The sequence below is a fragment of the Nostoc sp. DSM 114161 genome, assembly GCF_052692665.1.
On the sequence record NZ_CP195141.1, the window covers coordinates 2,947,678 to 2,973,214 of the forward strand.

Below are 25,537 nucleotides of genomic sequence, written 5' to 3' on the forward strand. Positions count from 1 at the left end.
AAACGAACCTTTGGTACTCGATAAATTTTAAAGTAGCGGCTGCATTCGCAGCAAAGCTTGTAAATCCAAAGAGGCGAGGTGTTGGTAAGCTCCATCTATGGCACGCTTGCCTCTTAAGAAACCTGTATTAGCTCCGGGGCAAATGTACTCAAGAGTTTCTGGTGTAAAACGTTCTAATAACAACCGAAGGCTTTTAATTTGTCGCGGCCAGTGAAAAGTTTTCGCTGTCCGTAATGGTACTGGGTGACCTTGCTGGTTAGGGAGTAAATGACGACCGGAAAACAGGATACCTCCAAGTTGACTGTAGTACAAGCAAGATGAACCGGGAGAATGACCTGGCGTCCAAATCACTTGTATTTCTGGATCGATAATAAATTCTTGACTAAAAGTAGTTACGGTTAAGCCTGGTAATAAATAAGCTTCCTGTTCTTGAATCAGGACTTTGCAGTCGAAAATTTGCTGAAATTCAGCGGTCTTGCCAATAGCGCCTCGATGGGTGAGAAATAACCAATCCACGCCCCCATGCGTTGCTAAAAAATCTTGATTTGTTTGGTCTAGGCTAGGGCAGTCTATGAGGATATTGCTTTCATTTCTTACAATAAAATAAGAGGTTCCCCCTAATGTGTCCCGATTGGGTGGGAAAGCAAAAATGCTCTCTTGTGCGAAGTCCATTCTTAGAGAATCTTCGCTAGGAATTTCGTTCGGGAATACAACTCGTGGTGGGTTGGTTGTGCGACTCGGCTGTTGAGGTGAAGGGAACATAATGTAAAGAACCGAAACTGAGGAGTTGTGGATAATCTGGTTACAGTGTAAAAATTCTCAAGGATTGAAACTTAAGCGTTAACTAGCACTGTTAACCCTTGGTTAAAAAATTAGGGTTTGGGTCTACCTTGTAGTTAAGGCGATGCTGCTAAAGCTACTGGTGGGGCGTTTTGTCAAAATTACTGAAAATAATATGGAATTTTGGTTTTTGTTTCTCCTCCTACTGGGGTTAGCTACTTATCTAATGGTGCAGCACAGCGTCGCTCAGATCACCCGGACGCCAGTATGGTTGTTGTGGTTGGTTTTAATGACACCAGCATTGCTGTTGATTGGATGGATGCTGATGTATGGGGCGAAACAACCTCCGCCAGTAGCGTTGTTCATGTGGTCTTTATTTATCTGCATAGTGTTTTACTGGATATTATTTCAATGGGGGCGTCGAGTACCACCAAATACACAGACCGATGAAGCCCCAGCCCCAGCCTCAGAATCACAGCCAATTACACAGCCTACCGCAGAAACAACAGTGCGTCCAATCGAACCAAGAGAAGAAACTCAACTGCGAAATTGTTTTCCTTGGTCTGTATATTACGTCCAAAATATTGAGTATCGACCGCAAGCGGTAATTTGTCGCGGTCAGTTGCGAACTAAAGCTAGCAATGCTTACCAACAAATTAAGGCTAATATTGAAGCACAATTTGGCGATCGCTTTCTACTAATCTTTCAAGAAGGTTTCAATGGCAAACCTTTCTTTGTACTGGTTCCTAACACTCAAGCTGCTAAACAAACAGATACACCACAAAGCGACCAACAACAGTTAACTCGACCAGGATTAGCGCTTTTACTGCTTCTCGCTACTTTGGTAACTACTACTTTGGTAGGAGTGGATATTGCTGGCGTTTCTCTCCCGCAAACATCTGATATAGGATCTTTACTAAAAACTCTATTTAGCCTTGATGTTTTACTCAAAGGTTTGCCCTATGCTTTAGGACTAATGGCGATTTTGGGCACTCATGAACTGGGACATTATTTAACAGCTAGATTCTACAATATTCGCTCGACGTTGCCTTACTTTATTCCCGTGCCTTTCTTCTTAGGAACCTTTGGTGCATTCATTCAAATGCGTAGTCCGATTCCTAACCGCAAAGCTTTATTTGATATTAGTATTGCTGGCCCCTTCGCGGGCTTTGTCGTCACGTTGCCGATTTTAATTTGGGGATTGGCTCATTCTGATGTGGTTGCTCTGACTGAAAAAACCCGACTTTTGAATCCCGATGCCCTCAATCCCAAGTATTCTATTTTATTAGCAATACTCTCAAAGTTAGCTTTGGGAAGTCAATTAACAGCAAAATCGGCTCTTGACTTGCATCCAGTGGCAGTGGCCGGTTTCTTAGGATTAGTTGTCACCGCTTTAAATTTAATGCCTGTGGGACAATTAGATGGAGGTCACATTATCCATGCAATGTTTGGACAAAGAACCGCAATTGTAATTGGTCAAATTGCTCGCGTTTTGTTACTATTACTCTCTTTAGTTCGAGAAGAATTTTTGTTGTGGGCAATTATCTTACTGTTTATGCCATTGGTTGATGAACCTGCGCTGAATGATGTCACTGAATTGGATAATAAACGTGACATTTGGGGATTATTATCGATGGCTTTGTTGATTGTTATTGTTTTACCATTACCACAGGCGATCGCCAACTTTTTGCAAATTTAATCAAACACACATTAACGACTGCCAGAAATCGGAATGTTAATGCGATTGCCTATGTTTAAACGAGCGATGAGCGCAGTCCAACCAGTTTGGTGACTTGCTCCCAACCCCCGGCCAGTATCGCCGTCAAAATATTCGTGAAACAAATTGAGATGCTGCCAATGGGGGTCTGTGGCAAAACGCACCTCGTCTCCATGCCACGGACAAACACCAGATTCATCGGGGCAAAAAAGGCTATTGAGACGGCGACTCAATTCTTTGGCAACCTGCGCCAAGTTCATCATGCATCCAGATCCTCTAGGACACTCCACTTGCAAAGTATCGCCATAGAAGTGGTAATAACGCTCTAATGCTTCAATCAGTAAATAATTGAGGGGAAACCAAATCGGGCCGCGCCAATTGGAGTTTCCACCAAACAATCCGCTATTGGATTCTGCGGGTTGATATTCTACTCGGTATTCCGCCTCGTCAACCTTGAAAGAATATGGTTGCTCTCGATGAATCTTGGAGAGCGAGCGAATGCCGTAGGGAGAAAGGAACTCGTTTTCATCGAGTAAATAATCAAGGATTCGTTCTAAACGTTCGCGAGTTGGAATTGCTAGCAAGCGACGCTTGTGTTGGGGATCTTCGCACAAACAAGAAATTTGTTTCGACAATTCGGGACGGTTTTCTAGAAACCAACGCATTCGTTTAGAAAAACCACGTAAGCGCTCAATCATCGGCTGTTCTAAAATTTCCACAGCCAGTAAAGGCAACAATCCCACCAGCGAACGTACCCGCAAGGGAACTGATTTTTTTTCGCAGCGCAATCGATCGTAGTAGAAGCCATCTTGCTCATCCCACAAACCAGTGCCACCGAAGGTGTTGATTGCACTGGAGATGGCCATAAAATGTTCAAAAAATTTAGAAGCGATGTCTTCGTAAGCTGGATCTTCAGATGCCAATTCTAATGCCATCGACAACATCGTGCCGCAGTAAAATGCCATCCAGCCAGTTGCATCCGCTTGTTCTAATTGTTGCCCACTGGGTAAAGATTGAGAGCGATCGAAAACTCCAATATTATCCAAACCAAGAAAACCACCAGCAAAGATATTTTTGCCCTCGGCGTCTTGGCGGTTTACCCACCAAGTAAAGTTGAGCAGTAATTTCTGAAACACGCGAGCGAGAAAAAGCCGATCGCGTTTGCCCTTGGGAGCTGTGAGCTTATACACACGCCAGCACGCCCAAGCATGAACGGGGGGATTTGTATCTGAGAATCCCAACTCGTAAGCAGGAAGCGCCCCATTTGGATGCATGTACCATTCACGCAAGAACAGGATTAGTTGCTGTTTTGCATAGTCGGGATCGATTTTCGCCATTGGAATCATATGAAACGCTAGATCCCAAGTGGCATACCAGGGATACTCCCACTTATCTGGCACAGAAATGATATCCCGATTGTACAAATGCTGTGCCCAATCGTGGTTAAGTCCGTGGCGATCGCTAGTAGGATAGTTTCCGTCACCTGCTAACCAATCGGCAACGCTGTAATGGTAAAACTGTTTTGACCACAGCAATCCCGCGCAGGCTTGAATCAGAATACGCCGTTCTTCGGGTGAAATGTTGTTTGGTAGATCGGCATAAAATTCCTCAGTTTCTTGGATGCGTTTAGAGAAAATGCGCTCGAAGTCTTGTCCAAAAGGCTGTTGAGGAGCTTCACCTTCAGCAAATAATCGTAGTTTTAGCGTTAAGCTTCCTTGAGCAGGAATTTCTAAGCGATAATGGGCAGCTGCTTTAGTGCCAACATTGTCAGGATTAATCGCCTCTGTTTTTTGCTCAATTACATAATTATGAAATCCATCTTTAACATAAAGATTAGTATTAGGAACGCCAAACACCTGCTCAAAATTTGTTTCATTATCAGTAAATAGAAAATTAACGCTTTCTTGTCCCGGTAAGGGTTCGGCAGCTAAATAAAAACGACCTAGCGAAACATGGTCGGCAATTAGTTGTGTTGGGTTATCTACTTTAATTTGTGGTTTGGGCCAATAACCTTCTCCGGTGCGCGACCAAGACCAAGTATTTTTATACCAAACTGTTGGTAAAACATGCAGCAGTGCAGGATTTGAACTGCGATTCTCGATGGTAATGCGAATTAGGATATCGTTAGGGGATGCCTTAGCGTACTCAACGAAGACATCGAAGTAACAATTATCATCAAATATACCTGTATCGAGCAGTTCGTATTCGCCTTCTTCGGCAGTGCGACGCTGATTTTCTTCCACAAGTCGAGCATAAGGAAACTCAGCTTGGGGGTATTTATATAAAGCTTTACAGTAAGAATAAGTAGGTGTAGAGTCTAAGTAGAAATAACACTCTTTGACATCTTCGCCATGATTGCCTTGAGTGTTGGTAAGTCCAAATAGCCGTTCTTTGAGAATGCGATCGCGTTCGTTCCACAAAGCAAGTGCAAAACAAAGACGACCTTGGCGATCGCAAATTCCCAACAAACCATCTTCACCCCAGCGGTAGGCACGGCTACGAGCATGGTCGTGAGGAAAGTAATCCCAAGTAGAGCCGTCTGGTGAGTAATCTTCACGCACTGTAGCCCACTGCCGTTCGGCTAGATAGGGCCCCCAACGTTTCCAGTTCTCATCTCTGCGGGCGTCTTCGGCTAAACGTTGAGACTCTGCATCTAGAAAATTGTTCTCACTCATTGCTGACTCTCGCAAAATATGGTAAGAATATTTAAATTTAATCCCCCATAAATAGCAGGGGGAGTGTTTTGTATTAAAACTAACTTGATACTGAGCTAGCCGCCTCAGAAGTCTTCGCCGCAGGTGGAAAGCCACCCAAGCGAATCTCAGAAGTGAAGGAAGTGATACTAAATCCACCAGAACGCTTTAAGACATTCACCCGCATTCGCAAATTGGGGCTAGCAAACCACAGACGCTCCTCAGAATGCATGGTTTCATCTTCTGTAGTTAGAGTCAAAGCACCATCACTATCTATCTGATAGCGTCCGGGAACTGGAGTTTTTTGGGCATCAACTATCTGCCTGAGTAACTTGCCTTGGGCCGGATTATCGGTATCGGGTACTGAAACTAAGACGGTAGAACCACTATGTTTTACTTGCTCCCGTTCCATTGTGCCGTTCCAAGTGACTTTGAGACCACAGGAGGCGGAACTAGGATTAATTGCGTACTGTTGACACAATTTGCTTACTTCTGGATGATCTGCTGGTAGTGCCTCGATAATGGTCTCTGACTTGCCATGTTCAGATTGATTCAACGCTAAATGATGAATAGTACGATGAGAAAACCATTTACCAGCACTTAACTCAAAAAACTCTTCAATATTCATGAATGAAATTACCCTGCATCAAAATGCAAAAATTCCCACTTAATTATTATTAAAAGGTACCAGCAGCCTTTAATATTAAGCTTGATTACCTATTTCCTCAAGCCTCTTGAGGCTAATTCTTGCTGCCTCAGCAACGTTGTAATGATTGTCTTTTTCCAAATATTTCAACGCTGAGACGCTCTTGGGAGTTGGAAGATTGCCTAAAGCTTCAGCCAAACGTTGCCTAATAAACCAATCATCTGATTGAGCAAACCGCAGGATACTATCAACAGACTCAACGGCTTTAATTTCTCCAAGCGCGGATATTGCAGCCTCTTGCAATACTTTTTCTTTGCTATCGAGGGCTTGTAACAGAAGTTGACGGGCACGCGGATCTTTAAGATTACCTAGCGATACGGCTGCGCTAAAGCGTACTAACCAATCAGTATCTTCATAAAATGCCCGTGAGAGTGCTTCAAAAGCTCTGACATCACCTAAATATCCTAAAGCACCAGCGGCATCAGCACGCATACCATAATCTGGATCGTTTTCGAGAATTCTGACCAAAATTGAATAACATTCTGGCGTAGGCTTGACTCCAAGGGCAAAGATCGCCATCGATCGCAGTTGCAAAGATTCGTCATCTAGTACTTTTTTAATTAAAGGTACTGCCTCCTCAGGGGAAACGTGACGCAGATTAGCAAGGGCTACCATGCGATCGCGCAAATCAGGACTTTCTAACTGAGTAGAAATTTCTTTTAAGCTTAAATTTGTCATTTGATTCAAAACGTTTTCTTTACTTATCTTAATTTACCCGATCCCTTCATCAGGCTGTCGCCACCATAAAGTAGGAGTTTGGCGACTTTACAAAATGGCTAAATTATGAGTCAAAAATAAATAAATATTAATTCTCGCGAGATTGTGTATGGAATTTAGCAGTTAGATTTAACACTTAGCTGTGTCTGAGGTATGAAGAGAAGACTTGATAAGGGACGTAGGTTAGGGGTGTGACTGTGAAATAGACTGTTAACCTTTAGGAGAATCATCATGGTTCAACTTAGCGAACGTCCAGGCACTAAAAAAATCACAAACTTGCGCGATAAGTTCATCTACGAACTTGGTGGAATATACGATGCTGAACATCGCTTTTTGGAAGCTCAGCAGCTAATGTGGCAGTATAGTCAACATAAGCAATTAAAGTCCTTGCTCGAAACCCATATTCGGGAAACCGAGCAGCAAATCAGAAATTTGGAGCAAGTATTCAGTAACTTGGGACAGCAACCACAGCGGGTGACTTGTGACGCTGCGGCTGGTCTAATTAGCGATGCCCAAAAGTTAACACTACTAGCTGCTGATAATCCGAAAATTGTGGAACTAGGAGTAGCAGGAGCGCAGGCTAAGGTAGAACAATTGGAAATTGCTACCTATCGCGGCTTGATTAAAGGTGCTCAGGAGATAGGGCAAAACGAAGTTGTGCGACTGCTACAACAAAACTTGCAGCAGGAAGAACAGACAGCTCAAAAGATTGAGCAACATCTACCGCAGTTACTTCAAGAAGCCAAATCTGCTGAAAGTTCAGGTAGTAATAGGTCTCGTTAATCTCTTGTCGGATTGATGTAGTGGAGTGAGCTAAAACAAAAGCAAGGTCACAACAGCCTTGCTTTTGTTATTGCTATGTCAGCCCTTTTTTGAGTCAACTACAAAAGCTAAAAAAAGAGCATACGCGAAACACCCAAACGCGAAGGCGGAAGTTGCTACAGGAAAGGGAAACAGAAAAATCCGATCTGCTCCCTTCGACTTCGCTCAGGGAACACTCACTTTGAATTTTCATCTTTTTTAAAGTTGAACAGCAGCAAATCTTAGATCGGCAAATACCAGTAATGTAGATATAAGCCACAAGCTAATTTATGCGATCGCTTTCTCGTTATAAAGAGTCTTCCCTGAGCCAAAAGAACGCTCCCTTCGACTTCGCTCAGGGAGCAGCAAATATCACTGAAACGATTGCCTGTTCTTACAAGTGCATTGTTTGACCTTTGTAAGCGATCGCAATTTTCAAGAATCAAAAATCAAATATGATTCCTATATTATTGGTGTTACATTAGTGTTGATTTCATAAAAATTCCTGTAGATGCTTGCATATTCACCTACAGGATAAGTTGTATAATTGTTTTATGTATTATACGACAATTTTATTGTTGTACAATTGTGAATTGTTAATGGTGCTTTCTCACTCAACAGTTACTGATTTCGCTAGGTTTCTTGGCTGGTCAACATCTAAACCGCGACGGGCAGCAATGTGATAAGCCAATAGTTGCAAAGGTACAACTGTGAGGAGGGGAGAAAGTAATTCTTCCACATAAGAAACAGGGAGTAAATCGTTAAAGATTTCGCCAGCTTCGCCATCTTTAACGGGAGTCACGCCAATTAAGCGAGAATCTCTAGCTTTGGCTTCTTGAGAGTTGGAAATAACCTTTTCATACACACTACCAGGAACTGCGATCGCCACTACTGGAACTTTCGCATCTAACAAAGCGATGGGGCCGTGTTTCATCTCGCCAGCTGGATATCCTTCAGCGTGAATGTAGCTGATTTCTTTTAATTTTAACGCCCCTTCTAAAGCAATTGGAAAGTTAATTCCTCTGCCTACAAAAATGAAATCTTGGGTTTCAGCAAATTCGTGGGCTAGCTGTTCGCTTAAATGTTCCTGAGTTTCTAATGTTGACTCAATCTCTTTAGGAATTTCTCGCAAGCTATTAATAATTTTCTCTAAAGTTTCTTTGTCAACTGTCTGACGATGAGCTGCTAAATCTAATGCCAATGCATAAAACGCCATTAGTTGGGCAGTAAAAGTTTTTGTCGCCGCTACACCAATTTCAATACCTGCTAAGGTGCTAATAATATTTGGTACTAAATGGCCAAGGCTACTTTCTGGACGATTAGTAATACCTAAAAGTCGTGCTTCATATTTAGCTTCTTTACCCTGGCGACGTTCTTTTTCCATTGCCAAAGCTGCCAGAGTATCAGCGGTTTCGCCTGATTGAGTAACGCCAATAATCAAAGTATTTGATGTCAATGGTGATGGTGCATAACGATACTCAGAAGCGTAATGTACTTGAGTAGAAATTCCTGCTAATTGTTCGATTAAATATTTGCCAATTAATGCTGCGTGCCAACTTGTGCCACAAGCAACGATGTGAATTTGTTCTAAATCTGTATATAAATCTTCAGGTAACCCTAGATTGATTGGCGATCGCACATTTTCTTCTACATTATTAAAATAAGCTTCTAAACTAGCTCTGACGACCCCTGGTTGCTCGTGAATTTCCTTGAGCATGAAGTGTTTGAATCCCTGTTTTTCTACCATCGTGGGATTCAAATTCAGTAATCGGGGTTGCTTTTTGAGCCTATCGCCAGCAAAATTGTAAATCTCAACGCCCAATGGTGTCAGGCGGGCAATTTCGCCATTTTCCAAAGGTAGCACCGCACGGGTGTAGGAAACGATCGCTGGCGTGTCGGAAGCACAAAAGAACTCTCCTTGACCAAAACCAATCACCAAGGGTGCTTGTTGGCGAACAACAATCAATTCATCAGGATAATCAGCAGAAACCACCGCAAGTGCAAATGCCCCTTCTAAGCGGGTAACAGCTTGGCGAACTGCTTCTAGGAAAGAAGATGAAGAAGGTGAAGGGGGAAAATTCTTTAAAATTTCGGCGATGAGGTGGGGGATAACTTCGGTATCGGTTTCGGAACGAAAAACGTGTCCTTTTGCTTTGAGTTCTTCCCGTAACTCGCGGTAATTTTCAATAATGCCATTTTGTACCACCGCCACTCGCATTGCGGTATCCATGTGGGGATGGGCGTTGTATTCTTCTGGTTTACCATGAGTCGCCCAACGAGTATGACCAATACCAATTTGGGCAGGGGTTTCCATTTGTTCGAGTTTAGAACGTAGGTTATGCAGCTTGCCCTTTGCTCGCACGCAATGAACTTCACCTTCCCAAACAGTGGCGATTCCAGCGGAATCATAGCCCCTGTACTCTAGTTTTTCCAGCCCAGCCAGTAAAATGTCTGTTGCAGCTTGAGTGCCTATATATCCAACAATTCCGCACATTGCTCACACCACTTTTTTTCAGGATGATTAAATCCAGTATAGTTGTTACCACAAACTGGGTGTTTTGCAAAGAAAAAAGGGGGCTATTTGCTCCCTTTGCCACTAGGTATTGTTATGGATTTTGGGCTTTTGACTCGAAGGTACAAAGGCGGCTTATAGGATTTAACAAAAAAGAATTCAGGAGTCAGGAGTCAGGAGTTCAGAATTCAGGAGTCAGAATTCAGTATGAAAAAGGTCTTGAGTGCTCAGTTCCGAGTCCTGAGGGAACAATCAAGAAATTATTTTGGTAATTTACTTGTTTGTATCTCAGCACTAAGCACTCTGTTAGAACTCCGAGCGCCAGTTATCCTTTGGAAATGCCAAAGGCTAACGGGCGATCGGAAGTTGAGTGACTCGGTAGGAGCTTTTTAGTAAGCTAGACCCATACTGCGAGTTGTTTCAGCACCCAGGTAAACCCGAATGCTCAAAAAGTCGGTGGGGCAAGCAGTTTCGCAACGCTTACAGCCTACACAGTCTTCTGTACGAGGTGAAGAGGCAATTTGAGCAGCTTTGCAGCCATCCCAAGGAACCATCTCCAGTACGTCAGTGGGGCAAGCGCGGACGCATTGAGTACAACCAATGCAGGTATCGTAGATTTTTACGGTATGAGACATTGAAAAAACGGCTCCTTTCGAGTGTTCTTCTCTGCGAAAGAATCATAATCAACGCATAGTTTACCGCAGTGCTTGATAGGCCGTAGTCAAAAGGCTACATAACTTCAAACAATTTAATAAGGACGTTAGAAAATTTGTTTTTGCGAGATCGTCCCTATTGACCTCTAAATTAGCAACATTATAGGGACGTATTTACCCCACTTAAATACCATAATATGGTTTGATAGTAAAGTCATCTACAAAAAAATCAATTTAAAAGATGAAAAGAGCAAGTTATCTATAGTACTTATTTATTGGATACTATACTAATCTCAAACAAAACGAATTCATAACAAAATATTAAATATTTAGTAAAATTTCCCAATTAAGTGTATAGATGATGTGGTTTGACGATCGCCTACCTATTCAAACTAGGCGATGGCAAGTTTCCATCGAAAACAGCATCTTTGTTGAGAATAAAACGATGAAAATCTAATACAGCAAAATTGGTGAAGTCAGAATTAGAATAGCCTTCACAGGTAGCTTTCAGACCTAGATATTCTACTTCACGCTTGTTGAAATCTGCTGTATATCCTCAATAACGAGTTATGTTTTGAAACAATTATGCGATCGCGTCACATAAATAACAGAAAATACAGCGATCGCTCTGAGTCTTTATAGCGATCGCTTACCAAGAATTTCTATATTTAGATTTTTAATTCTGGCAAATTTATAATTTTTACTCTCAGATATTTTAGAGTATTTCCGAACTGGCAAACTCATCATTAATCAAAGAGAATTTTGTTTGAATAACTGGTTCGCTAGCTATTTCAATTAATTCTTCTTGGGGAGGCTTGACATCAGCAAATTTATCTTTTGTATACTCCCTTTCTCTAATTTCGCGAGCAATACTTTCCAGTAGCCAAAGTTGTTCTTCCACAGACAAGGCACGGATGGAGCGTTCAATTTCTAGTAAATTCGGTGATATCATTTTGCTTGTGATTTCCAAAAAGGTGTATTTTTCAAAGCTATTATACTCAGTCTATCTAGTCAATCCGGAGCATCGCAAATTTGTCATCATTTTTCCCACGTCTATCTTTTCACAAACCAAATGAGATTGCTATAAATAACCTCAGCCAGTTTTATAACATTTTAATTAAGTATTACTGCCCAATCAAAATGTAGAGTAAGCTTGTTACATGAATTACGAAACAGCTCGGAAACTCCTGATAGATCAGACAATCCCAACTAAGGATTACCCAGATGCGCTGTTAGAGCGTATGAAATATGGGAAACCCCCAGTACCTGGTCAAATCACCTCAATTTTGTTGGCATTGAAAGTGGTGTTTGAAGCCCTCAAAGACGCCCCTACCTTAGACCGAGAACTGGTTTTGGCACTTTATCAGTTAAGCATCAAAACGCAACAGCTATTTGCCGCAGGGCGTAAAGCTGGCATTGATTGGCCGCCACTACTCAAGGAAGATTTGTTACGAATTTCCTTAGGATCTGAAAGTATTTTTTCGGGCACATGGCAAACCTTCGCTTCTGTCGGCTTGGAGAAGTTGTAGATAAATGGGGAATGGGAAGGCTCTTGAGGGAGGGGAAAAGGTTAAAGGGAAAAGGGAAAAGGAATAAATTTAATCTTTCCCCTTTTCCCCGGTTGGTGAGCTTGTCGAACCATACCCCTTTCCCCATACCGTGTTTGCCCATTATCGAATTTGCAATTCCTTTTCTAACTTGTCTAAGTCTGTTTTGAGCAAAATCGTCATTTGCCCGGTAAAAGCTTTGCCTGTTTTGGGTTGGGCAATTTCCACCCAATACACATACCGTGAGCCTACTCGTAATTCTCCTTTTAAAGCCTCTCTAATCGGAGTTTTGGCAAGACGCGCTGAGTTAACAGTCTTTTGGCTGGGATATTGATACACAACTTCGGCGCGATCGTAGTCTTGATAAATCTCCAAGCCATAAATTACTCGCAAGGATTCTTGGAGGCGATCGAATGTCATGCCATTAATGGCATCATACATAGCAATGCGCTCGCTCCGAATTGTGCCACGGTCTTTGGAAAACTCCACTCTACCGGGAGGCAATACCGACGCTTGAAAAGTGAATCTTTGAGCAGCTGTGTCAGTCTTTTGGACATACAATTGCTCTCCATTCCTGGGGCGGAGTGTGGGATGTGCTTTAATCCAAGTGCCTACTTCTTCTGTACTTTGTCCTGGTAAAGCATTAACTTTGGCATCAAAAAGCGTTCCCGCACATAGCCAAGGCACTAGAGAAAAAGGCAAAATTAAAACTTTAAGCAGAGATTTTTTGAGCATTTTTCTATTCAGGATTTATATGGAAATTTCCCCATCAGGGATTAACCATAGTTTTCCCGTTTTTCATCAAGATTATTTCAAGCGTCAACCCAACTTAAAATATCAGAGATTTTACTTATCAACGCTCTATCATAGAAAAAGCTAAGAAATGGAATCCTTATGAGCATTACGTTTAGCCCAGAGCAAGAACAAATAATTCAAGTTTTGCTAGCAACAGGTAAATTTAACAGTGTTGATGAAGTAATTCAAACTGCATTACACCTTTTAGCACAAGAGACTTTTTCTCACGAAGTATGGCTCGAAGAAACCCGCACCAAGATTGATGAAGGAATAGCATCACTTGAAAAGGGAGAAGGAATTGATGGTGAAACTTTTGTAAATCAGCTTTTAATACAGTTGAAGCAAGCAAAAGAGGCTTAGGAATGAATCGGTACATTATTTCACTTCCTGCTTCTCGTGATTTACAAGCGATCGCAGATTATTTCGCAGTAGAAAATGTTGAGGCTGGTGAGCGACTTTTGTATGCGTTTAATCAAAAATGTCAACAACTTGTTAGCTTTCCCAATATGGGACGACAATACGAGGATTTGCGTCCCAACCTAAGAGGACTTCCACTAGATGGATATATTATTTTTTACATAATTACTCGTGATGGAATTGAAATTGTCAGAGTTGTCAGTGGCAGACGTAACTTAAAATCTCTGTTTACAAATCCTGAAAAAATGTAGTTTATAAGTAGTTGTTAAATATCCTATTATGACTGGGAACACTATGAATGAGCTTGCTGACTCGCAATGATTGGTTAAACGAGAAAAATTTGCTCCTTTAATTCCAGAAAATATAGGAGTACATTTATGGAAACCAAGAGAGAAATGTGTACTCTATCTGGTCATGAGTCCTATATTATGTCTGTTGCCTTCAGTGCAGATGGAAAATTTTTAGCTAGTAGCAGTCATGATAGAAGCATCAAGATTTGGCAGCGTGGATAGGTTTTCAGCAGCCTAAAATTGCTAGTTCAAGTGTCAAAGACGAGGATCGTCTACAGGCGGGTGCCAGCCTCCTTGTATCCATAACTGCCTAGATTCTTGCATGAATCCTTGGTTGTGAAATTCATCATTGATATCTAGTCGATGACAAGTTGCTCTACCTGTAGCACTTTTGCCAACGATCTTTAGTCCATCAGCTGTCCAGATAAAGTGGTCTACCCAGGATTGCTGACGAGGATTGAATAGGGCAACTTCTTGCTGAGTTTGAGGATCGATGCCAGTTGTGAAGTTATAACGACGTTCATTACAGCGACGACAAGCTAGAGCTAAGTTGCTATCTTCATCTGAGCCACCTAACGATTGTGGAACAAGATGATCGATTGTGAAGCGATCTCAACTGGAGCGTTCTGGAGAGTGGCAATATTCACAGAGATATTTAGCTCTTTCGCGCACAAACTAGCGAGTGCTATCTTTAACACCCACAACTAGCAATGAGTTTAGCGTTAACAAAAGTCAGGATGCGCTCCAGTTCAGCAATTCCAGTATATTCGGCTTCTTCTTCAGGAGTCAGCAATCCAGCTTTTCGTTTCTCCAGCAATTCTTCTAGACGAGCGTGTAACTCATCTGTGAACTTGGCAAGGTTAACATTATCTACTTTCTCGATAGTAATGCCAGAGCGTAACCATGATGATGGTTCAATCATCAATACTGGTGTAATGACTTGAGGAGCCATAGTGCTTTAGCCTAAGTCTGTAGTGCTATATTTAATAATTCTAGTGTGGCCTGTGAATTGGCTGCCAAAATTCTAAGGAATCATCGCTACTTTAATTACTCGACGCGCTTTCATGTCATAAAATACTTGTTCTAAATCTTTTAATGGCCGTTGTTCGCTAATAAGTAATTCAAAGGGAATTTTCCGACTAGCTATTAGTGATAAAGCCGATCGCACATACTTTGGTGTATTATGAAACACGCCTTTTAGGGTTAGTTCGCTATAGTGTAGCTGTTCTGTATTTACAGTTATGCTGGTATCCCGCGGACAGCCACCGAATAAGTTTACTGTTGCACCAGGACGGGCGCAGGCGATCGCAGCTTCCCAAACACTAGGCACGCCTGTGGCTTCAATGACTACATCTGCACCCCATCCTTGGGTAAGTTCTTTCACTACACTCGGAATATCTGGAATTTGATGATAATTAAAGGTCTGGGCTGCACCCAATTTCTTACCAATTTCTAATCTCTGGTCATTACCTCCCCACAGCAACACCTCAGCAGTATCCGCTAAAGCTGCTACGAACATTAACCCGATCGCCCCATCTCCCAAAACGACTACTCTATCTTTGGGCTGAATGTGAGAACGCGCTACACCATGTAACACACAAGCTAGGGGTTCGGTCATAGCTGCTAATTCCCAAGGTAAATCATCAGGAATCTGCAATAAATTATGCTGTACTATCGGTGCGGGAATTTTCAAATATTGGGCAAAAGTCCCGTTATTCCAGGTTAAATTTGGACACAATGAATATTCCTGGCGTTGACAAAAAAAACACTCCATGCACGGGGCAGAATTATTAGCGACAACGCGATCGCCTACTTGCCAACCCGTAACACCTACTCCCAAGGCGACAATTTGCCCAGCAGCTTCATGCCCAAATAGCGTTGGCGGTTTCAACATTTTGGCATGACCGCCACGCCGCCAGACTTTGAGATCGGTACCACAAGTTGTTGCTGTTCCCACTTGGATGACAACTTCGCCAGCCGCGGGAGTGGGATCGGGAACTTCTTCTAGGCGTAAATTTTCTTGCCCATAAAGTAACGCTGCTAACAAAATTTTAAACCTATCAATTAGATCCACCTGATTTTACCAGTTGCACCTATTTGATAGGTCTAAACTCAAATTTGGTTTTGATTTTTTAGTAGGTTTTTATCAAACTAAAATGCTGAAAAATTAAGAATTCGCAGCTGTTTGAGGAAGGACTCCGGTATTTCGGCTTTCCGCATTCGGCAAACGAGTAACAGTTAACAGCGGTACTTCTTGTCGGCACGACAGGCAAAACCAATATAGTTCGCCGTGACGGATATGACGGAGGAGGGAACCACCGCAGCATGGGCAAGTGTTGGCTCTCGTACTCATACCAATGTCCTCCTTAAATAAAAGTTGTTGTTTAAGCTAAGCAAAAAAATCAGTTGATTAAAAGCGGATGTTCCCAGCGTGAATGCAGCCATTCGATTCTATGCGGTCTTTAATAATTTGTCTGTAAACAGCTAATAATTTGTCTGTAAACAGCTTCATATTCGTTAACCATTTGGCTAACACTAAAATTGTTTTCTACATATTTTCAACAGGTTTGACGATGGAGTTCCAAAGCTAGTGGAATCATTGCCGCCATTTCTCTATAGTTTTGGCAGAGAAAACCTGTTTTAGAGCGAGCAATCACTTCAGGTACGGAGCCAAAATTCATGGCAATTACTGGCGTACCAGTTGCCATTGATTCGATCGTTACTAAGCCAAAAGGTTCTTGCCAAGCGATGGAAAAAAGAGTAATAACAGCATTGCCCAGAAGTTCAGTTTTTTCGGCGTGGTTGATTTCGCCTAAATATTGAATTTGCTGACCATCAATATGGGGGGCAATCTCTTGTTCAAAAAACTTAGAATCTTCTAAGTCAACTTTTCCAGCCATCTTTAAGCGCCAGCCGGTTTGTTTAGCAATGGCGATCGCATGTTGTGGCCTTTTCTCTGACGAAAAACGACCTAAAAATGCCAAGTATGGAGGCTCTGACGGTTGGGGTACAAATGGATAATCTGTTAACTCAATTCCGTTATAAACCGTGGCAATATAGTTAAGGTCGATTTGACGTTGGGAATTACTAATGCTGTCGTATGGTTAGTTTTGGTGGTAGCTAAACGCGTTACGGTTATCCTTTGTAAAATTATTGTGTAGGGTATGCACTGTAGAAGTTGTTGTTATGAAATTCGCCAAAGATAATGCCGAAATTCCTACATGAGAATGGATAATATAGAACTCGGCAGTACGTTGATAAACTTGACTCACTTCCAGCATTTCGTACACTATATACTCTTTGACATTTGGGTCTAAGCGTAATGCACGTGGATAAACTGTTTCTAATTGAGCCATAGTTTGAGAATCGCCGGAGGCAAATAAAATTACCTCATGACCGCGACGAACAAGCTCATCAGTCAAGCGACTCAGTACCAGTTCTATTCCTCCATCACTAGGAGGTGGAACCCTTTCCCATAAGGGGGCAACTTGAGCGATTTTCATAAGTTGTTTCGGTTCAGTCTGTAAATTTGTCCTCAACATAATGAACTACGTCATTATTTTATGAGAACAAAGCATTTGTACTTACTTTTTTGAAATTTAAATTAACCTAACAGGCTACCAAAAGCACAATATTCGGTTTACCCTACCGCAAATTTTCTACCAACAAATCTCTAGACTGTCGGCAAAAGTTAGCTTCGAGCCACATTTATAACCTATAACTAATCAATTACTGCTTGCATCTGTCTTCGGGATCATAATCTAGTAGAATATTTTGTAGCAGAACTTACAAAAATGAATATTTTGTAGTTCCAAATACTAAATTATTACACGGGATCAAATTATTACAGCTTGGTTTAAACGCAATGAACAAATAGGATGTAAATTATAAATATTAAATAATTGTAGAAAAATTACATAATTTGTAATTGGTAATTTACAAAAGTTTTGATAGCCAACTCATGAAAATCGCTACTTGGAACGTCAACTCAATTCGCATTCGTCTCGAACAGGTTACTGATTGGTTAACTCATAATCCCGTTGATGTTCTGTGCTTGCAAGAAACCAAAGTTATAGATGCCGAGTTTCCGCGATCGCCTTTTGAGGAAATGGGCTATCAGCTTTATCTATCAGGACAAAAATCTTATAACGGCGTAGCTTTCATCAGCCGGCAACCCCTCTTAGACGTAAGTAGCGGCTTTAGGGCAATTTTGAAAGATTTACCGCCGGAATGGGACGAACAAAAGCGAGTAATTACAGGTGTCATTGACGGTATTCGGATTGTGAACTTATACGTTCCCAACGGCGCAGCGGTAGGAACCGAAAAATACGAATATAAATTACGCTGGCTCACAGTGCTACGTGAATACTTGCGATTGCTCCTGCTGTCACAACCGGATATTTGTATCTGCGGTGACTTCAACATTGCACCAGAAGCAAAAGATATTCACGAACAAGTGAGTACAGAAAATCATATTATGGCTACAGAAACAGAGCGCCAAGCCTTACGGGATATTCTGACACTGGGATTTGCCGATGCGTTTCGTAAATTTACTAGCGAAGGCGGAAATTATAGCTGGTGGGATTATCGCGCCGCCGCCTTCCGTCGCAACTTAGGTTGGCGGATCGATCATCATTATCTTACACCCATACTTTATGAACGCGCTAAAAGTTGCATCATCGATGCTGCACCGAGAAAATTAACCCAACCCAGCGACCATGTGCCGGTGATTGTTGAATTTTAAATTGGGCATGGGAAGAGGCAGGGGGCAGAAGAGGCGGAGGGGCAGAGGGGCTGAGGGGCTGAGGTGCAGAGGGGCTGAGGGGCAGAGGAGCAGAGGTGCACACGAGAAAGAACTTGTACAACAACTCTCCCCTGCTCCCCTGCTCCCCTGCTCCCCTGCTCCCCTGCTCCCCTGCTCCCCTGCTCCCCTGCCTCCTTCAAAATCCTAAATCTACGGCAATGCGGTGAGCGCAGGCAAAACCGGAAAAAGCTACTGCGTTCAATCCTTGGCCGGGAAAGGTGCTATCCCCAACACAATAAAGTCCGGGAATAGCGGTGCGATTAAAGGGCATTTTCAACAACCCGCGCAACTTGCGTCGGGGAATTGGGCCATAGGTGCCATCCTCACGACCCAAAAAGCGGCGATGGGTGCGGGGTGTTCCTACTTCCAAATAATCTAATCCGGCATCTAAGCCGGGAAAAATCTGCTCTAGGCGATCGATAATTCGCCAAGCCGCCTTTTCTTTCTTCGCTTCGTATTCAGTCTGAGAAAGTCCTTGCCAATCATCAATCCAGTGAGGCGTAAACGCATGAATGATATGATATCCACTTGGTGCTAAATCTGGGTCAAGCAGTGTGGGAATCGAAACAAAAATTGTGCCCTCCACCGCCATCATCTTTTCCCAATCTTCCAGCAAAATATGGTGACACTCCGTTCCTTCAGGTAAAACTGACTGTTTTACCCCCATGTGTAAACTCAAGAAGCTAGGTGATTTTTGATAATTTTGTTGCCAGTTTTTCTCATTATGAGGTATTTCCTCTGCTGGTAGTAATTGTTGAAATGTATCCCAGCGTGTAGCATTAGAGACTATGCGTTTACCCCGATATACTTTACCGTTAGCCAGCTGCACGCCTACCGCTCGTCCCTGTTCTGTGAGAATTTTCGTGACTCTGGCTTGGTACTGAATCTCACCCCCAGCTTTTTCTAGACCCTCAACCAGTTTTTGGGCAATTTGGCCGACTCCGCCTTTGGGATAGTTGACTCCGCCGTAATGCCTATCAGAAAAGACCATCCCAGCATTAATCATTGGCGTCATGTCTGCTGGAACTACCGACCAGCAATAACATTCCATATCGATAAATTTCAATAATTGGGGATCTTTGATGTAGCGTTTGGCTATGTCCCCTGCATTTTGGGGCAGATACTTAACTAAACCGAGACACGCCAAAGGATGCTGGAAAAATACCCGCAGTAAATACCGAGGTTCTTCCAGCGACAGCAAATCAATGTTATTGAGGCAGTTGAATACTTTTTGACATTCGTCATAAAAGCGACGAATTCCCCGTTCTTCGTGGCGAAAATGAGCAGTAAGATTTTGCAAAAATTTTTCATAAACCCGGTCAACCTTCAGATCTAAACCTTGGGGTAGATGATAGTGAATTTGCACTGGATCTGCGATCGCTTCTTGGCTAACATTTACAGCCGACAGTGCGCGGGTGAGTAAATTGGTAGTACCCTTTTGCCCCAGCCCAAAAATCATTGATGCTCCAACGTCAAATCGATAACCTTGCCGTTCAAAATAACCAGCGCTACCACCTGGGATCGAATAACGTTCGAGTACCAGCACTTTCGCTCCCTTTGCTGCTAGCTGAGTCGCTGTTACTAAACCACCAATCCCAGACCCAATAACGATCGCATCAATTGTCATTTGTCATTAGTCCTTGGTCATTATGTCATTGGGCATTGGGCATTTGTTATTTTCCTCTTTCCCCATCTTCCCATCACCGATGCCTAATCACAAAAAAGAGGGACAAGCCTGCTGCCGCTGGCTAATCCCGTCTGCCGATCCTTAAAGAGAGGAGAACACTGTATAACAATATAGCCTTGATTGAGAATTGATGTCAACGCCTAATGAAAATATTTATCAATAAAATTAACTCGTCAATTTTAGCCGTTATCGAAGAGGACAAGGAGATGAGGGCATCAGGCATGGGGAAAGGGGTATGGTTCGACCCTTCTCTACGAGAGGCTTCGCCAACGACAAAGCTCAGGACAGGCAAGCTCACCAACCGGGGAAAAGAGGAAAGATTAGATTTATTCCTTTTCCCTTTAACCTTTAACCTTTTCCCCTGCCTCCTGCCTCCTGCCCCCTACCTCCCCTCTCCTAGTCAGTCGGATGCAGGAAAGAGTATTATGGTTCTTCAGTTCATGTACAATAGGCGCTGACTTCTGGCTATGACGCTACAATTGCGGGTTTACGTACCACCTCATCCCCTGATACAACACTGGCTGGCAGTGGCCCGTGATGCAGGCACGCCTTCAGTTTTATTCCGCAGTGCTATGACTGAGTTGGGAAGATGGCTGACTTATGAAGCTGCACGTGACTGGTTGCCTACTCAAGAAACAGCAGTGCAGAGTCCCTTGGATATGTGTCCAGCAACTGTGATCGATCCACAAATACCAGTGGCAGTAGTACCAATTCTCCGGGCTGGGCTGGGATTACTAGAGGGAGCGCAGACTTTACTACCTTTAGCATCAATTTATCATCTGGGATTGGCACGAGATGAAGAGACACTGCAACCTCATTGTTATTTGAACAAGTTACCAGAAAAATTTGACCCCCAAACACGAGTGTTAATTACCGATCCGATGTTGGCAACGGGAGGGTCAATTATGACGGCAATGGCAGAATTGACACAGCGGGGTGTCGATCCAACCCTAACGCGGATTATTTGTGTGGTGGCGGCTCCGCCGGCTTTGCAAAAACTGAGTGCTACCTATCCAGGTTTAATAGTTTACACCGCTACCATTGATGAAAAACTTAATGGTCAGGGGTATATTGTACCGGGATTGGGGGATGCAGGCGATCGCATCTTTGGGACTTAAGTTAGTATGCAGCTAAGATAGATTCATGGCATAACTACTGTAATTGCAAGATTGTTCAAGGCGGTAAACATATGAGTCAGCGAGATGGTTTTGCCAGTGGTTTTTTAGCAGGGGCATTTGTCGGTAGCGTATTTGGTGGTGTTATCGGGGCGCTGATTGCTTCTCGACGCGATCCGGAATTGCTAGCAGAGGAAGAGACAGAACAAACAGATAGTCAAGCCGAGGCTAAGAGAATAGCAGCAAAGCGGCGTCAAATGAAAGCCTCCGAAGCTGAGAGCGTCAGCATAGAAACAGCTCGGCGATCGCTAGAAGATAAAATTGCCCAGCTAAATGCCACAATTGATGAAGTGCGAAAGCAGCTGGGAAATGTGAATGGCGGTTCAGCACAGATTGGCGATCGCTCCTTCACTAAGGATTCCTAAGCTTTGTTCCAGCATAGTGAAAGTGTGGTAAGTACTAATTCCACAAACACGATGGTATGGACTAAATTAAAATCAATAGATAAGACTTCGTTTGAAACTTACTAGGAAACCACGTTATCTATGGAATTACTGATTACCACTCTTGCTACTTTTACGCAGATTTATACTTTTTTGTTGCTAATTCGGGTTCTTTTAACCTGGTTCCCAACGATTAACTGGTATGACCAACCATTTGCCGCTTTGAGTCAGATAACTGACCCTTATCTGAATGTTTTTCGCTCATTCATTCCTCCACTGGGCGGTATAGATTTTTCACCAATGTTAGCTATTTTACTGCTGCAATTTTTAGGCGGATTTATCAGTCGTTTGGCCTACGTTGTCTAGTACAGAATTTGCTGTTTGCTCGATGTTTAGCTAAAGAATTTAAGGTCTGGGCTGGTTAGCCCAGACTTATGTAACTTAAAATTTTGTAACTTAAAATTTATTACTTACGCACTGGAGCGCTAAACCCAGCTGCCTTGAACTGCTTCAGCTTTAATGGAGTAGGCTGATTAGCAGGCACAGAAATTCTCAATTCAAAATCGCTAACACCTGGTGGTATCTCAGCAATCGAACCAAGACGGGTGCGATTTTGCATTACTGAATCATTATTGGCATCATAGATGCGTCCATAAATATCTGCATCATAAACTGTTTTTTTACTACCATTTTCTGCCTTGCCAGTAACAATAAAGCAATTAGCAGCAGCACTACCGCTACTAATAACAGCTCCTTTTGCCAGTTCTGGGGGACAATCGTTATAAGAAATATCAAATAGTCTAATCTGTGTCAACGCCAGAGCCGAGGGAGTAAGCACCCACGATAGAAAAGTGATGAAAAAGCAAATAAAAGTAACCGTGAGTGACCGCAACCGCATAAAAGACTCCGTAATTTAATTCAATAATTCTGTAACTTATAACCTCAGCTTACAACGGAATTACGATTGATTGATGACGGTTGACTGACAACGGTTATTGCATGAGCCATGCTAAGAGGCAATTTATAAAGTAAACCTTAAACTGTTGTGGCGTGGCAAGACTAAAATAGTGCATTAGGAGTAGGTTGGGTTTCGTTCCTTAACCCAACATCGATCGGGGTGTTGGGTTTCGCAGAGCCTCAACCCAACCTACAATTTTTGCATCAATTTAGGCTTGCCAGTCCAGTAGGGTGCGTTATAGCGAAGCTTAACGTACCAAAGTATCTGGTGCATTACTTACGCAAAATTATGAAAAATAATTCGTAGCGAGTATCTGTGCGATCGCCATAAGCCAGAAATTCCTCAAAAGTCTGGGATTTTGTTGGATGCTGAGTTTGAGTCATGGCCATTTCCGATAGAAAAATGCTAATAATTGTTCGCATTTTTTCCTGTTTTCGCCTGGAAGTGTCGGCATTATCAATTAGACCCTAATCATAAGTATTGAATCGAACCCGATCTAACTACAGCTCGATTGGCAGGTTGATTGGAAACTTTAATTTAACATTTGTAATAATTAAGTAAACAAACCTACGATTGCTATTAATTTTTATGACACCAGATGAGATTGAAACAGCTATGCAAGCAGCCTTTAATAGTTGTGATGCTGTAGGCTGTCCTCTCACTGACGCGCAGAAAGAGATATTATTGCAATTCGTTGAGCAAATTCAGGAAAATTCTAACTCTGGGGCGTCAGATGTTACTAATCCTTTGGACGAACTTAGCCCAGAGGAGTTAGAAGTATTTTTAGAGTTTGTAAAGAGCCAGGAACAACGTAACCGTACTTGGAAAGTACAATTACTTAATGATTGGCTGTTGGAAAATGACTCTGGAACAGTACAATTTATCCGCCAACGCTATGGTTTAGAGTGGCTCAACCGTGTTGAGTCGTACCATTTTGATAAGTATTGTTATTTAGAAGATGCATTGAAGTTGAAAGTAGGCGATCGCATTGAAATTTGCAATGCATTATGGGAATGGGTGCAAGAAGATGGGCCATGTAAACCGGAGTGGTTTCCATCCATCGTGATTCAGGTTGATGAAATTAGCAATCGCGCTAACTCCTGTACTAATTGCGTCGTCCGCTTCTTCAACGGCGCTGAGTATGAAATCCAAGGAATCTACGAATGGAATCGCTATAACTGGCGCTGGTGTCAGAGGTAGGGAGGAGGGGGAGATGGGGAGATGGGGAGATGGGGACTAGGAGAATAATTCTTAAGTACCCAGTTATCAGTCACCAGTCCCCAGTCCCCAGTCACTTCACTAGTCAATCTTGCAACGCCCAAGCTAAAAACCTCTCAGTATGATACAGGGCTAATTGATTGCTCACACCATTAAAAACAGCATCAAAAGCGTGTTCTGCCCAGGGAATTTCTAGGAACACCGCAGTGTTACCAGAATCATGCAAACGTTCATACATCTGTCTGCCAAATCGAGCTTGTACCAAATGGTCGCGACTGCCGTAAATTAATAAAGTTGGCGGTAAAGGATGCGTCAAGTAATTTATCGGTGAAGCAATTTGATACTGATTAGGCAATTCTTCTAAAGAACCACCGAGAAATGCTCTCAAAACAGCGCGGCTATTAATAGGATCGGGATTCGGTGGTGTTTTGTATCCTTCAGTTAAATTAACAGGCCCGTAATAGCTAACTACAGCACGGATGGGTGGTGCATCAGGTTGATAAGCCGCTAACATTGCTAAGTGTGCCCCGGCAGAACGTCCTAAAAGGACAATACGTTCTGGATCGGCTTCATATTCGGCTGCATGTTTGCGAATAAAATTTAAGGCTGTACGCACGTCATCTAATTGAGATGGAAATTGATATTTAGGTGCATGTCGATAATCGATCGCAAATACTGTATATCCCTGATGAGCAATATATTGATTAAACTCCGCATTGGCGCTAGGATTGCCACCTTGCCAAGCTCCAGCATAAATTACGATCGCTGCTGGATATTTTCCCACCTCTGGCGGTTGGTAAACTTCCATTTTTAAAGGCACTCCCGCAGGAGTAGCAAAAATAATATCTTTTTGATGACGCGTTTTTCCTAATGCAATACCCCGGAAAGAATTAACTAAGTTAAACGGATGAGGTTGCATTTTAGTGCTTAGTTGAACTGGAATTTTTTCTAGATAATCTGCTCCTAAATCTTGTTTCATCGCTTTAGCCATCTGCATTTGAGTGACTGGAATATTGACTAGCACCCATCCACAAATTAACAATCCGATTAAACTGACAGTGCAAGCTAAACGCCGTAGTTGACGCCGACGAATGCAGAAAAAAGAAAGCAAGAAAGAGAGTAAATTTAATAAAAATAACCAAGGGCTGACTTCTGGCGCTCCCACTGCTAGCGTCAGTAAAAACATATTTGGAGCAGGAAGTATAATCCAAGAACTGAGAAATAGGCTTGTAAAACTTACTAATAATGCAAGCCAAGATAAAAGGATTTTTGGTTTCAAGAACATGTATTAAATAACAGTAATAACGATTCACAAGAAGTACAATTTATCCGTCAATGCTGCGGTTTGCAATAGTTCAGGACTTACGCACTCAGATCCCCCAACCCCCGACAAATTGGGGAGCCACTGCGGTGGGCGGGTTTCCCGAAAGCCAAGCAAGTGGCGTGGCTTTAGAAATTCCCCCTTTTTTAAGGCGGGCTAGGGAGGATCGAGGTTTCAGCCCTCAGTCCGTAAGTCCTATACTTATTGCGTATTTCAGGTATAGCGGTAGTTACATAGGTTAGAAGATTTTTAAAGCGTGAATGCTACGAATAGCAATAGTTTTACCTCCTGCCTCACCTTAAGATCGCATCTCAATAATTGAATTATCAACAATTTAAGTATAATTGACTACTAATTCTCTCG

Annotated in this window: 26 protein-coding genes and 1 pseudogene; 11 read left to right on the forward strand and 16 right to left on the reverse strand. The window is 42.5% G+C overall.

Translation table 11 applies throughout. The features are described 5' to 3' along the window. Positions 1–27: 27 nt before the first annotated feature. The gene (locus NSTC745_RS13000) at positions 28–762 is read right to left on the reverse strand and encodes an MBL fold metallo-hydrolase (protein ID WP_445637506.1); all 735 of its coding nucleotides are present in this window, start codon (positions 760–762) and stop codon (positions 28–30) included. 193 nt (positions 763–955) lie between these two features. On the opposite strand from NSTC745_RS13000, the gene NSTC745_RS13005 reads away from it, so the two are divergent. Further along, positions 956–2,479, forward strand: coding sequence for a site-2 protease family protein (locus NSTC745_RS13005; RefSeq protein WP_445638593.1), 1,524 nt, complete (start codon positions 956–958; stop codon positions 2,477–2,479). A gap of 11 nt (positions 2,480–2,490) precedes the next feature. On the opposite strand, the gene NSTC745_RS13010 is transcribed toward NSTC745_RS13005, so the two are convergent. The 3 genes from NSTC745_RS13010 to NSTC745_RS13020 all read right to left on the reverse strand — a co-directional run bounded on the left by NSTC745_RS13010 (position 2,491) and on the right by NSTC745_RS13020 (position 6,574). After that, complete coding sequence (locus NSTC745_RS13010; protein ID WP_445637507.1) at positions 2,491–5,172, reverse strand: MGH1-like glycoside hydrolase domain-containing protein; 2,682 nt, start codon at positions 5,170–5,172, stop codon at positions 2,491–2,493. Positions 5,173–5,251: 79 nt separating this feature from the next. Beyond that, a complete protein-coding gene (locus NSTC745_RS13015) occupies positions 5,252–5,818 on the reverse strand; it encodes a phycobiliprotein lyase (RefSeq protein ID WP_445637508.1) in 567 nt (188 codons plus the stop codon). A gap of 75 nt (positions 5,819–5,893) precedes the next feature. Continuing rightward, positions 5,894–6,574: a HEAT repeat domain-containing protein gene (locus NSTC745_RS13020; RefSeq protein ID WP_096534695.1), complete on the reverse strand. Its 681-nt coding sequence runs from the start codon at positions 6,572–6,574 to the stop codon at positions 5,894–5,896. A 270-nt stretch (positions 6,575–6,844) separates the two neighbouring features. On the opposite strand from NSTC745_RS13020, the gene NSTC745_RS13025 reads away from it, so the two are divergent. Beyond that, entirely contained in the window at positions 6,845–7,396 is a 552-nt protein-coding gene (locus tag NSTC745_RS13025; protein ID WP_445637509.1) for a YciE/YciF ferroxidase family protein, read from the forward strand. Positions 7,397–8,024: 628 nt separating this feature from the next. On the opposite strand, the gene glmS is transcribed toward NSTC745_RS13025, so the two are convergent. From glmS to NSTC745_RS13040, 3 genes are all read right to left on the reverse strand, one after another. Then, entirely contained in the window at positions 8,025–9,908 is a 1,884-nt protein-coding gene (gene glmS / locus NSTC745_RS13030) for a glutamine--fructose-6-phosphate transaminase (isomerizing) (protein WP_445637510.1), read from the reverse strand. Between the two features lie 407 nt (positions 9,909–10,315). Continuing rightward, positions 10,316–10,561 (reverse strand): photosystem I iron-sulfur center protein PsaC, encoded by a 246-nt coding sequence (psaC, locus tag NSTC745_RS13035; RefSeq protein WP_012411495.1) that lies wholly within the window; start codon positions 10,559–10,561, stop codon positions 10,316–10,318. 733 nt (positions 10,562–11,294) lie between these two features. Then, positions 11,295–11,531, reverse strand: coding sequence for a hypothetical protein (locus NSTC745_RS13040; RefSeq protein WP_445637511.1), 237 nt, complete (start codon positions 11,529–11,531; stop codon positions 11,295–11,297). 208 nt (positions 11,532–11,739) lie between these two features. Here NSTC745_RS13040 and NSTC745_RS13045 point away from each other — a divergent pair, with 208 nt between their 5' ends. After that, positions 11,740–12,108 (forward strand): Dethiobiotin synthetase, encoded by a 369-nt coding sequence (locus tag NSTC745_RS13045; RefSeq protein ID WP_445637512.1) that lies wholly within the window; start codon positions 11,740–11,742, stop codon positions 12,106–12,108. Positions 12,109–12,249: 141 nt separating this feature from the next. On the opposite strand, the gene NSTC745_RS13050 is transcribed toward NSTC745_RS13045, so the two are convergent. Beyond that, entirely contained in the window at positions 12,250–12,861 is a 612-nt protein-coding gene (locus NSTC745_RS13050; RefSeq protein WP_445637513.1) for a hypothetical protein, read from the reverse strand. Between the two features lie 159 nt (positions 12,862–13,020). On the opposite strand from NSTC745_RS13050, the gene NSTC745_RS13055 reads away from it, so the two are divergent. From NSTC745_RS13055 to NSTC745_RS13065, 3 genes are all read left to right on the forward strand, one after another. Continuing rightward, positions 13,021–13,281: a ribbon-helix-helix domain-containing protein gene (locus NSTC745_RS13055; RefSeq protein WP_445637514.1), complete on the forward strand. Its 261-nt coding sequence runs from the start codon at positions 13,021–13,023 to the stop codon at positions 13,279–13,281. Between the two features lie 2 nt (positions 13,282–13,283). Then, a complete protein-coding gene (locus tag NSTC745_RS13060; protein ID WP_445637515.1) occupies positions 13,284–13,589 on the forward strand; it encodes a type II toxin-antitoxin system RelE/ParE family toxin in 306 nt (101 codons plus the stop codon). A gap of 126 nt (positions 13,590–13,715) precedes the next feature. Continuing rightward, a complete protein-coding gene (locus NSTC745_RS13065) occupies positions 13,716–13,850 on the forward strand; it encodes a WD40 repeat domain-containing protein (RefSeq protein ID WP_445637516.1) in 135 nt (44 codons plus the stop codon). A gap of 33 nt (positions 13,851–13,883) precedes the next feature. Here the strand turns inward: NSTC745_RS13065 and NSTC745_RS13070 are convergent, their stop codons facing one another. From NSTC745_RS13070 to NSTC745_RS13090, 5 genes and pseudogenes are all read right to left on the reverse strand, one after another. Further along, complete coding sequence (locus NSTC745_RS13070; protein ID WP_445638594.1) at positions 13,884–14,228, reverse strand: HNH endonuclease; 345 nt, start codon at positions 14,226–14,228, stop codon at positions 13,884–13,886. Positions 14,229–14,319: 91 nt separating this feature from the next. Next, positions 14,320–14,580: a hypothetical protein gene (locus tag NSTC745_RS13075; RefSeq protein ID WP_445637517.1), complete on the reverse strand. Its 261-nt coding sequence runs from the start codon at positions 14,578–14,580 to the stop codon at positions 14,320–14,322. Between the two features lie 72 nt (positions 14,581–14,652). Further along, positions 14,653–15,675, reverse strand: a complete 1,023-nt coding sequence (locus NSTC745_RS13080) for a zinc-dependent alcohol dehydrogenase (protein WP_445638595.1) — start codon at positions 15,673–15,675, stop codon at positions 14,653–14,655. 120 nt (positions 15,676–15,795) lie between these two features. Then, entirely contained in the window at positions 15,796–15,981 is a 186-nt protein-coding gene (locus tag NSTC745_RS13085; RefSeq protein ID WP_096534704.1) for a hypothetical protein, read from the reverse strand. A 109-nt stretch (positions 15,982–16,090) separates the two neighbouring features. Beyond that, positions 16,091–17,131 (reverse strand): annotated as a pseudogene (locus tag NSTC745_RS13090) (glycosyltransferase family 4 protein). 458 nt (positions 17,132–17,589) lie between these two features. Here NSTC745_RS13090 and xth point away from each other — a divergent pair. Continuing rightward, positions 17,590–18,372, forward strand: coding sequence for an exodeoxyribonuclease III (xth, locus tag NSTC745_RS13095; RefSeq protein WP_445637518.1), 783 nt, complete (start codon positions 17,590–17,592; stop codon positions 18,370–18,372). A gap of 196 nt (positions 18,373–18,568) precedes the next feature. Here xth and crtH read toward each other — a convergent pair whose 3' ends face one another. Beyond that, a complete protein-coding gene (gene crtH, locus NSTC745_RS13100; protein ID WP_445637519.1) occupies positions 18,569–20,059 on the reverse strand; it encodes a carotenoid isomerase in 1,491 nt (496 codons plus the stop codon). Between the two features lie 527 nt (positions 20,060–20,586). Here crtH and upp point away from each other — a divergent pair. The 3 genes from upp to NSTC745_RS13115 all read left to right on the forward strand — a co-directional run bounded on the left by upp (position 20,587) and on the right by NSTC745_RS13115 (position 22,043). Continuing rightward, positions 20,587–21,237: a uracil phosphoribosyltransferase gene (gene upp / locus NSTC745_RS13105; RefSeq protein WP_445637520.1), complete on the forward strand. Its 651-nt coding sequence runs from the start codon at positions 20,587–20,589 to the stop codon at positions 21,235–21,237. A gap of 71 nt (positions 21,238–21,308) precedes the next feature. Further along, complete coding sequence (locus NSTC745_RS13110) at positions 21,309–21,659, forward strand: hypothetical protein (RefSeq protein WP_445637521.1); 351 nt, start codon at positions 21,309–21,311, stop codon at positions 21,657–21,659. 120 nt (positions 21,660–21,779) lie between these two features. Then, positions 21,780–22,043 (forward strand): YggT family protein, encoded by a 264-nt coding sequence (locus tag NSTC745_RS13115; protein WP_096534711.1) that lies wholly within the window; start codon positions 21,780–21,782, stop codon positions 22,041–22,043. A 100-nt stretch (positions 22,044–22,143) separates the two neighbouring features. Here NSTC745_RS13115 and NSTC745_RS13120 read toward each other — a convergent pair whose 3' ends face one another. Further along, positions 22,144–22,575, reverse strand: coding sequence for a biotin carboxylase (locus NSTC745_RS13120; RefSeq protein WP_445637522.1), 432 nt, complete (start codon positions 22,573–22,575; stop codon positions 22,144–22,146). A gap of 648 nt (positions 22,576–23,223) precedes the next feature. Between NSTC745_RS13120 and NSTC745_RS13125 the strand changes: the two genes are divergently transcribed. Further along, a complete protein-coding gene (locus NSTC745_RS13125) occupies positions 23,224–23,835 on the forward strand; it encodes a hypothetical protein (protein ID WP_445637523.1) in 612 nt (203 codons plus the stop codon). A gap of 103 nt (positions 23,836–23,938) precedes the next feature. Here the strand turns inward: NSTC745_RS13125 and NSTC745_RS13130 are convergent, their stop codons facing one another. Then, the gene (locus NSTC745_RS13130; protein ID WP_445637524.1) at positions 23,939–25,138 is read right to left on the reverse strand and encodes an alpha/beta hydrolase; all 1,200 of its coding nucleotides are present in this window, start codon (positions 25,136–25,138) and stop codon (positions 23,939–23,941) included. Positions 25,139–25,537: the final 399 nt, after the last annotated feature.

Bases quoted from the DNA above. Each gene is read 5' to 3' on its own strand.
- NSTC745_RS13000 (WP_445637506.1), bottom strand. From the start codon at position 762: ATGTTCCCTTCACCTCAACAGCCGAGTCGCACAACCAACCCACCACGA.
- NSTC745_RS13005 (WP_445638593.1), top strand. From the start codon at position 956: ATGGAATTTTGGTTTTTGTTTCTCCTCCTACTGGGGTTAGCTACTTAT.
- NSTC745_RS13010 (WP_445637507.1), bottom strand. From the start codon at position 5,172: ATGAGTGAGAACAATTTTCTAGATGCAGAGTCTCAACGTTTAGCCGAA.
- NSTC745_RS13015 (WP_445637508.1), bottom strand. From the start codon at position 5,818: ATGAATATTGAAGAGTTTTTTGAGTTAAGTGCTGGTAAATGGTTTTCT.
- NSTC745_RS13020 (WP_096534695.1), bottom strand. From the start codon at position 6,574: ATGACAAATTTAAGCTTAAAAGAAATTTCTACTCAGTTAGAAAGTCCT.
- NSTC745_RS13025 (WP_445637509.1), top strand. From the start codon at position 6,845: ATGGTTCAACTTAGCGAACGTCCAGGCACTAAAAAAATCACAAACTTG.
- glmS (WP_445637510.1), bottom strand. From the start codon at position 9,908: ATGTGCGGAATTGTTGGATATATAGGCACTCAAGCTGCAACAGACATT.
- psaC (WP_012411495.1), bottom strand. From the start codon at position 10,561: ATGTCTCATACCGTAAAAATCTACGATACCTGCATTGGTTGTACTCAA.
- NSTC745_RS13040 (WP_445637511.1), bottom strand. From the start codon at position 11,531: ATGATATCACCGAATTTACTAGAAATTGAACGCTCCATCCGTGCCTTG.
- NSTC745_RS13045 (WP_445637512.1), top strand. From the start codon at position 11,740: ATGAATTACGAAACAGCTCGGAAACTCCTGATAGATCAGACAATCCCA.
- NSTC745_RS13050 (WP_445637513.1), bottom strand. From the start codon at position 12,861: ATGCTCAAAAAATCTCTGCTTAAAGTTTTAATTTTGCCTTTTTCTCTA.
- NSTC745_RS13055 (WP_445637514.1), top strand. From the start codon at position 13,021: ATGAGCATTACGTTTAGCCCAGAGCAAGAACAAATAATTCAAGTTTTG.
- NSTC745_RS13060 (WP_445637515.1), top strand. From the start codon at position 13,284: ATGAATCGGTACATTATTTCACTTCCTGCTTCTCGTGATTTACAAGCG.
- NSTC745_RS13065 (WP_445637516.1), top strand. From the start codon at position 13,716: ATGGAAACCAAGAGAGAAATGTGTACTCTATCTGGTCATGAGTCCTAT.
- NSTC745_RS13075 (WP_445637517.1), bottom strand. From the start codon at position 14,580: ATGGCTCCTCAAGTCATTACACCAGTATTGATGATTGAACCATCATCA.
- NSTC745_RS13085 (WP_096534704.1), bottom strand. From the start codon at position 15,981: ATGAGTACGAGAGCCAACACTTGCCCATGCTGCGGTGGTTCCCTCCTC.
- xth (WP_445637518.1), top strand. From the start codon at position 17,590: ATGAAAATCGCTACTTGGAACGTCAACTCAATTCGCATTCGTCTCGAA.
- crtH (WP_445637519.1), bottom strand. From the start codon at position 20,059: ATGACAATTGATGCGATCGTTATTGGGTCTGGGATTGGTGGTTTAGTA.
- upp (WP_445637520.1), top strand. From the start codon at position 20,587: ATGACGCTACAATTGCGGGTTTACGTACCACCTCATCCCCTGATACAA.
- NSTC745_RS13110 (WP_445637521.1), top strand. From the start codon at position 21,309: ATGAGTCAGCGAGATGGTTTTGCCAGTGGTTTTTTAGCAGGGGCATTT.
- NSTC745_RS13115 (WP_096534711.1), top strand. From the start codon at position 21,780: ATGGAATTACTGATTACCACTCTTGCTACTTTTACGCAGATTTATACT.
- NSTC745_RS13120 (WP_445637522.1), bottom strand. From the start codon at position 22,575: ATGCGGTTGCGGTCACTCACGGTTACTTTTATTTGCTTTTTCATCACT.
- NSTC745_RS13125 (WP_445637523.1), top strand. From the start codon at position 23,224: ATGACACCAGATGAGATTGAAACAGCTATGCAAGCAGCCTTTAATAGT.
- NSTC745_RS13130 (WP_445637524.1), bottom strand. From the start codon at position 25,138: ATGTTCTTGAAACCAAAAATCCTTTTATCTTGGCTTGCATTATTAGTA.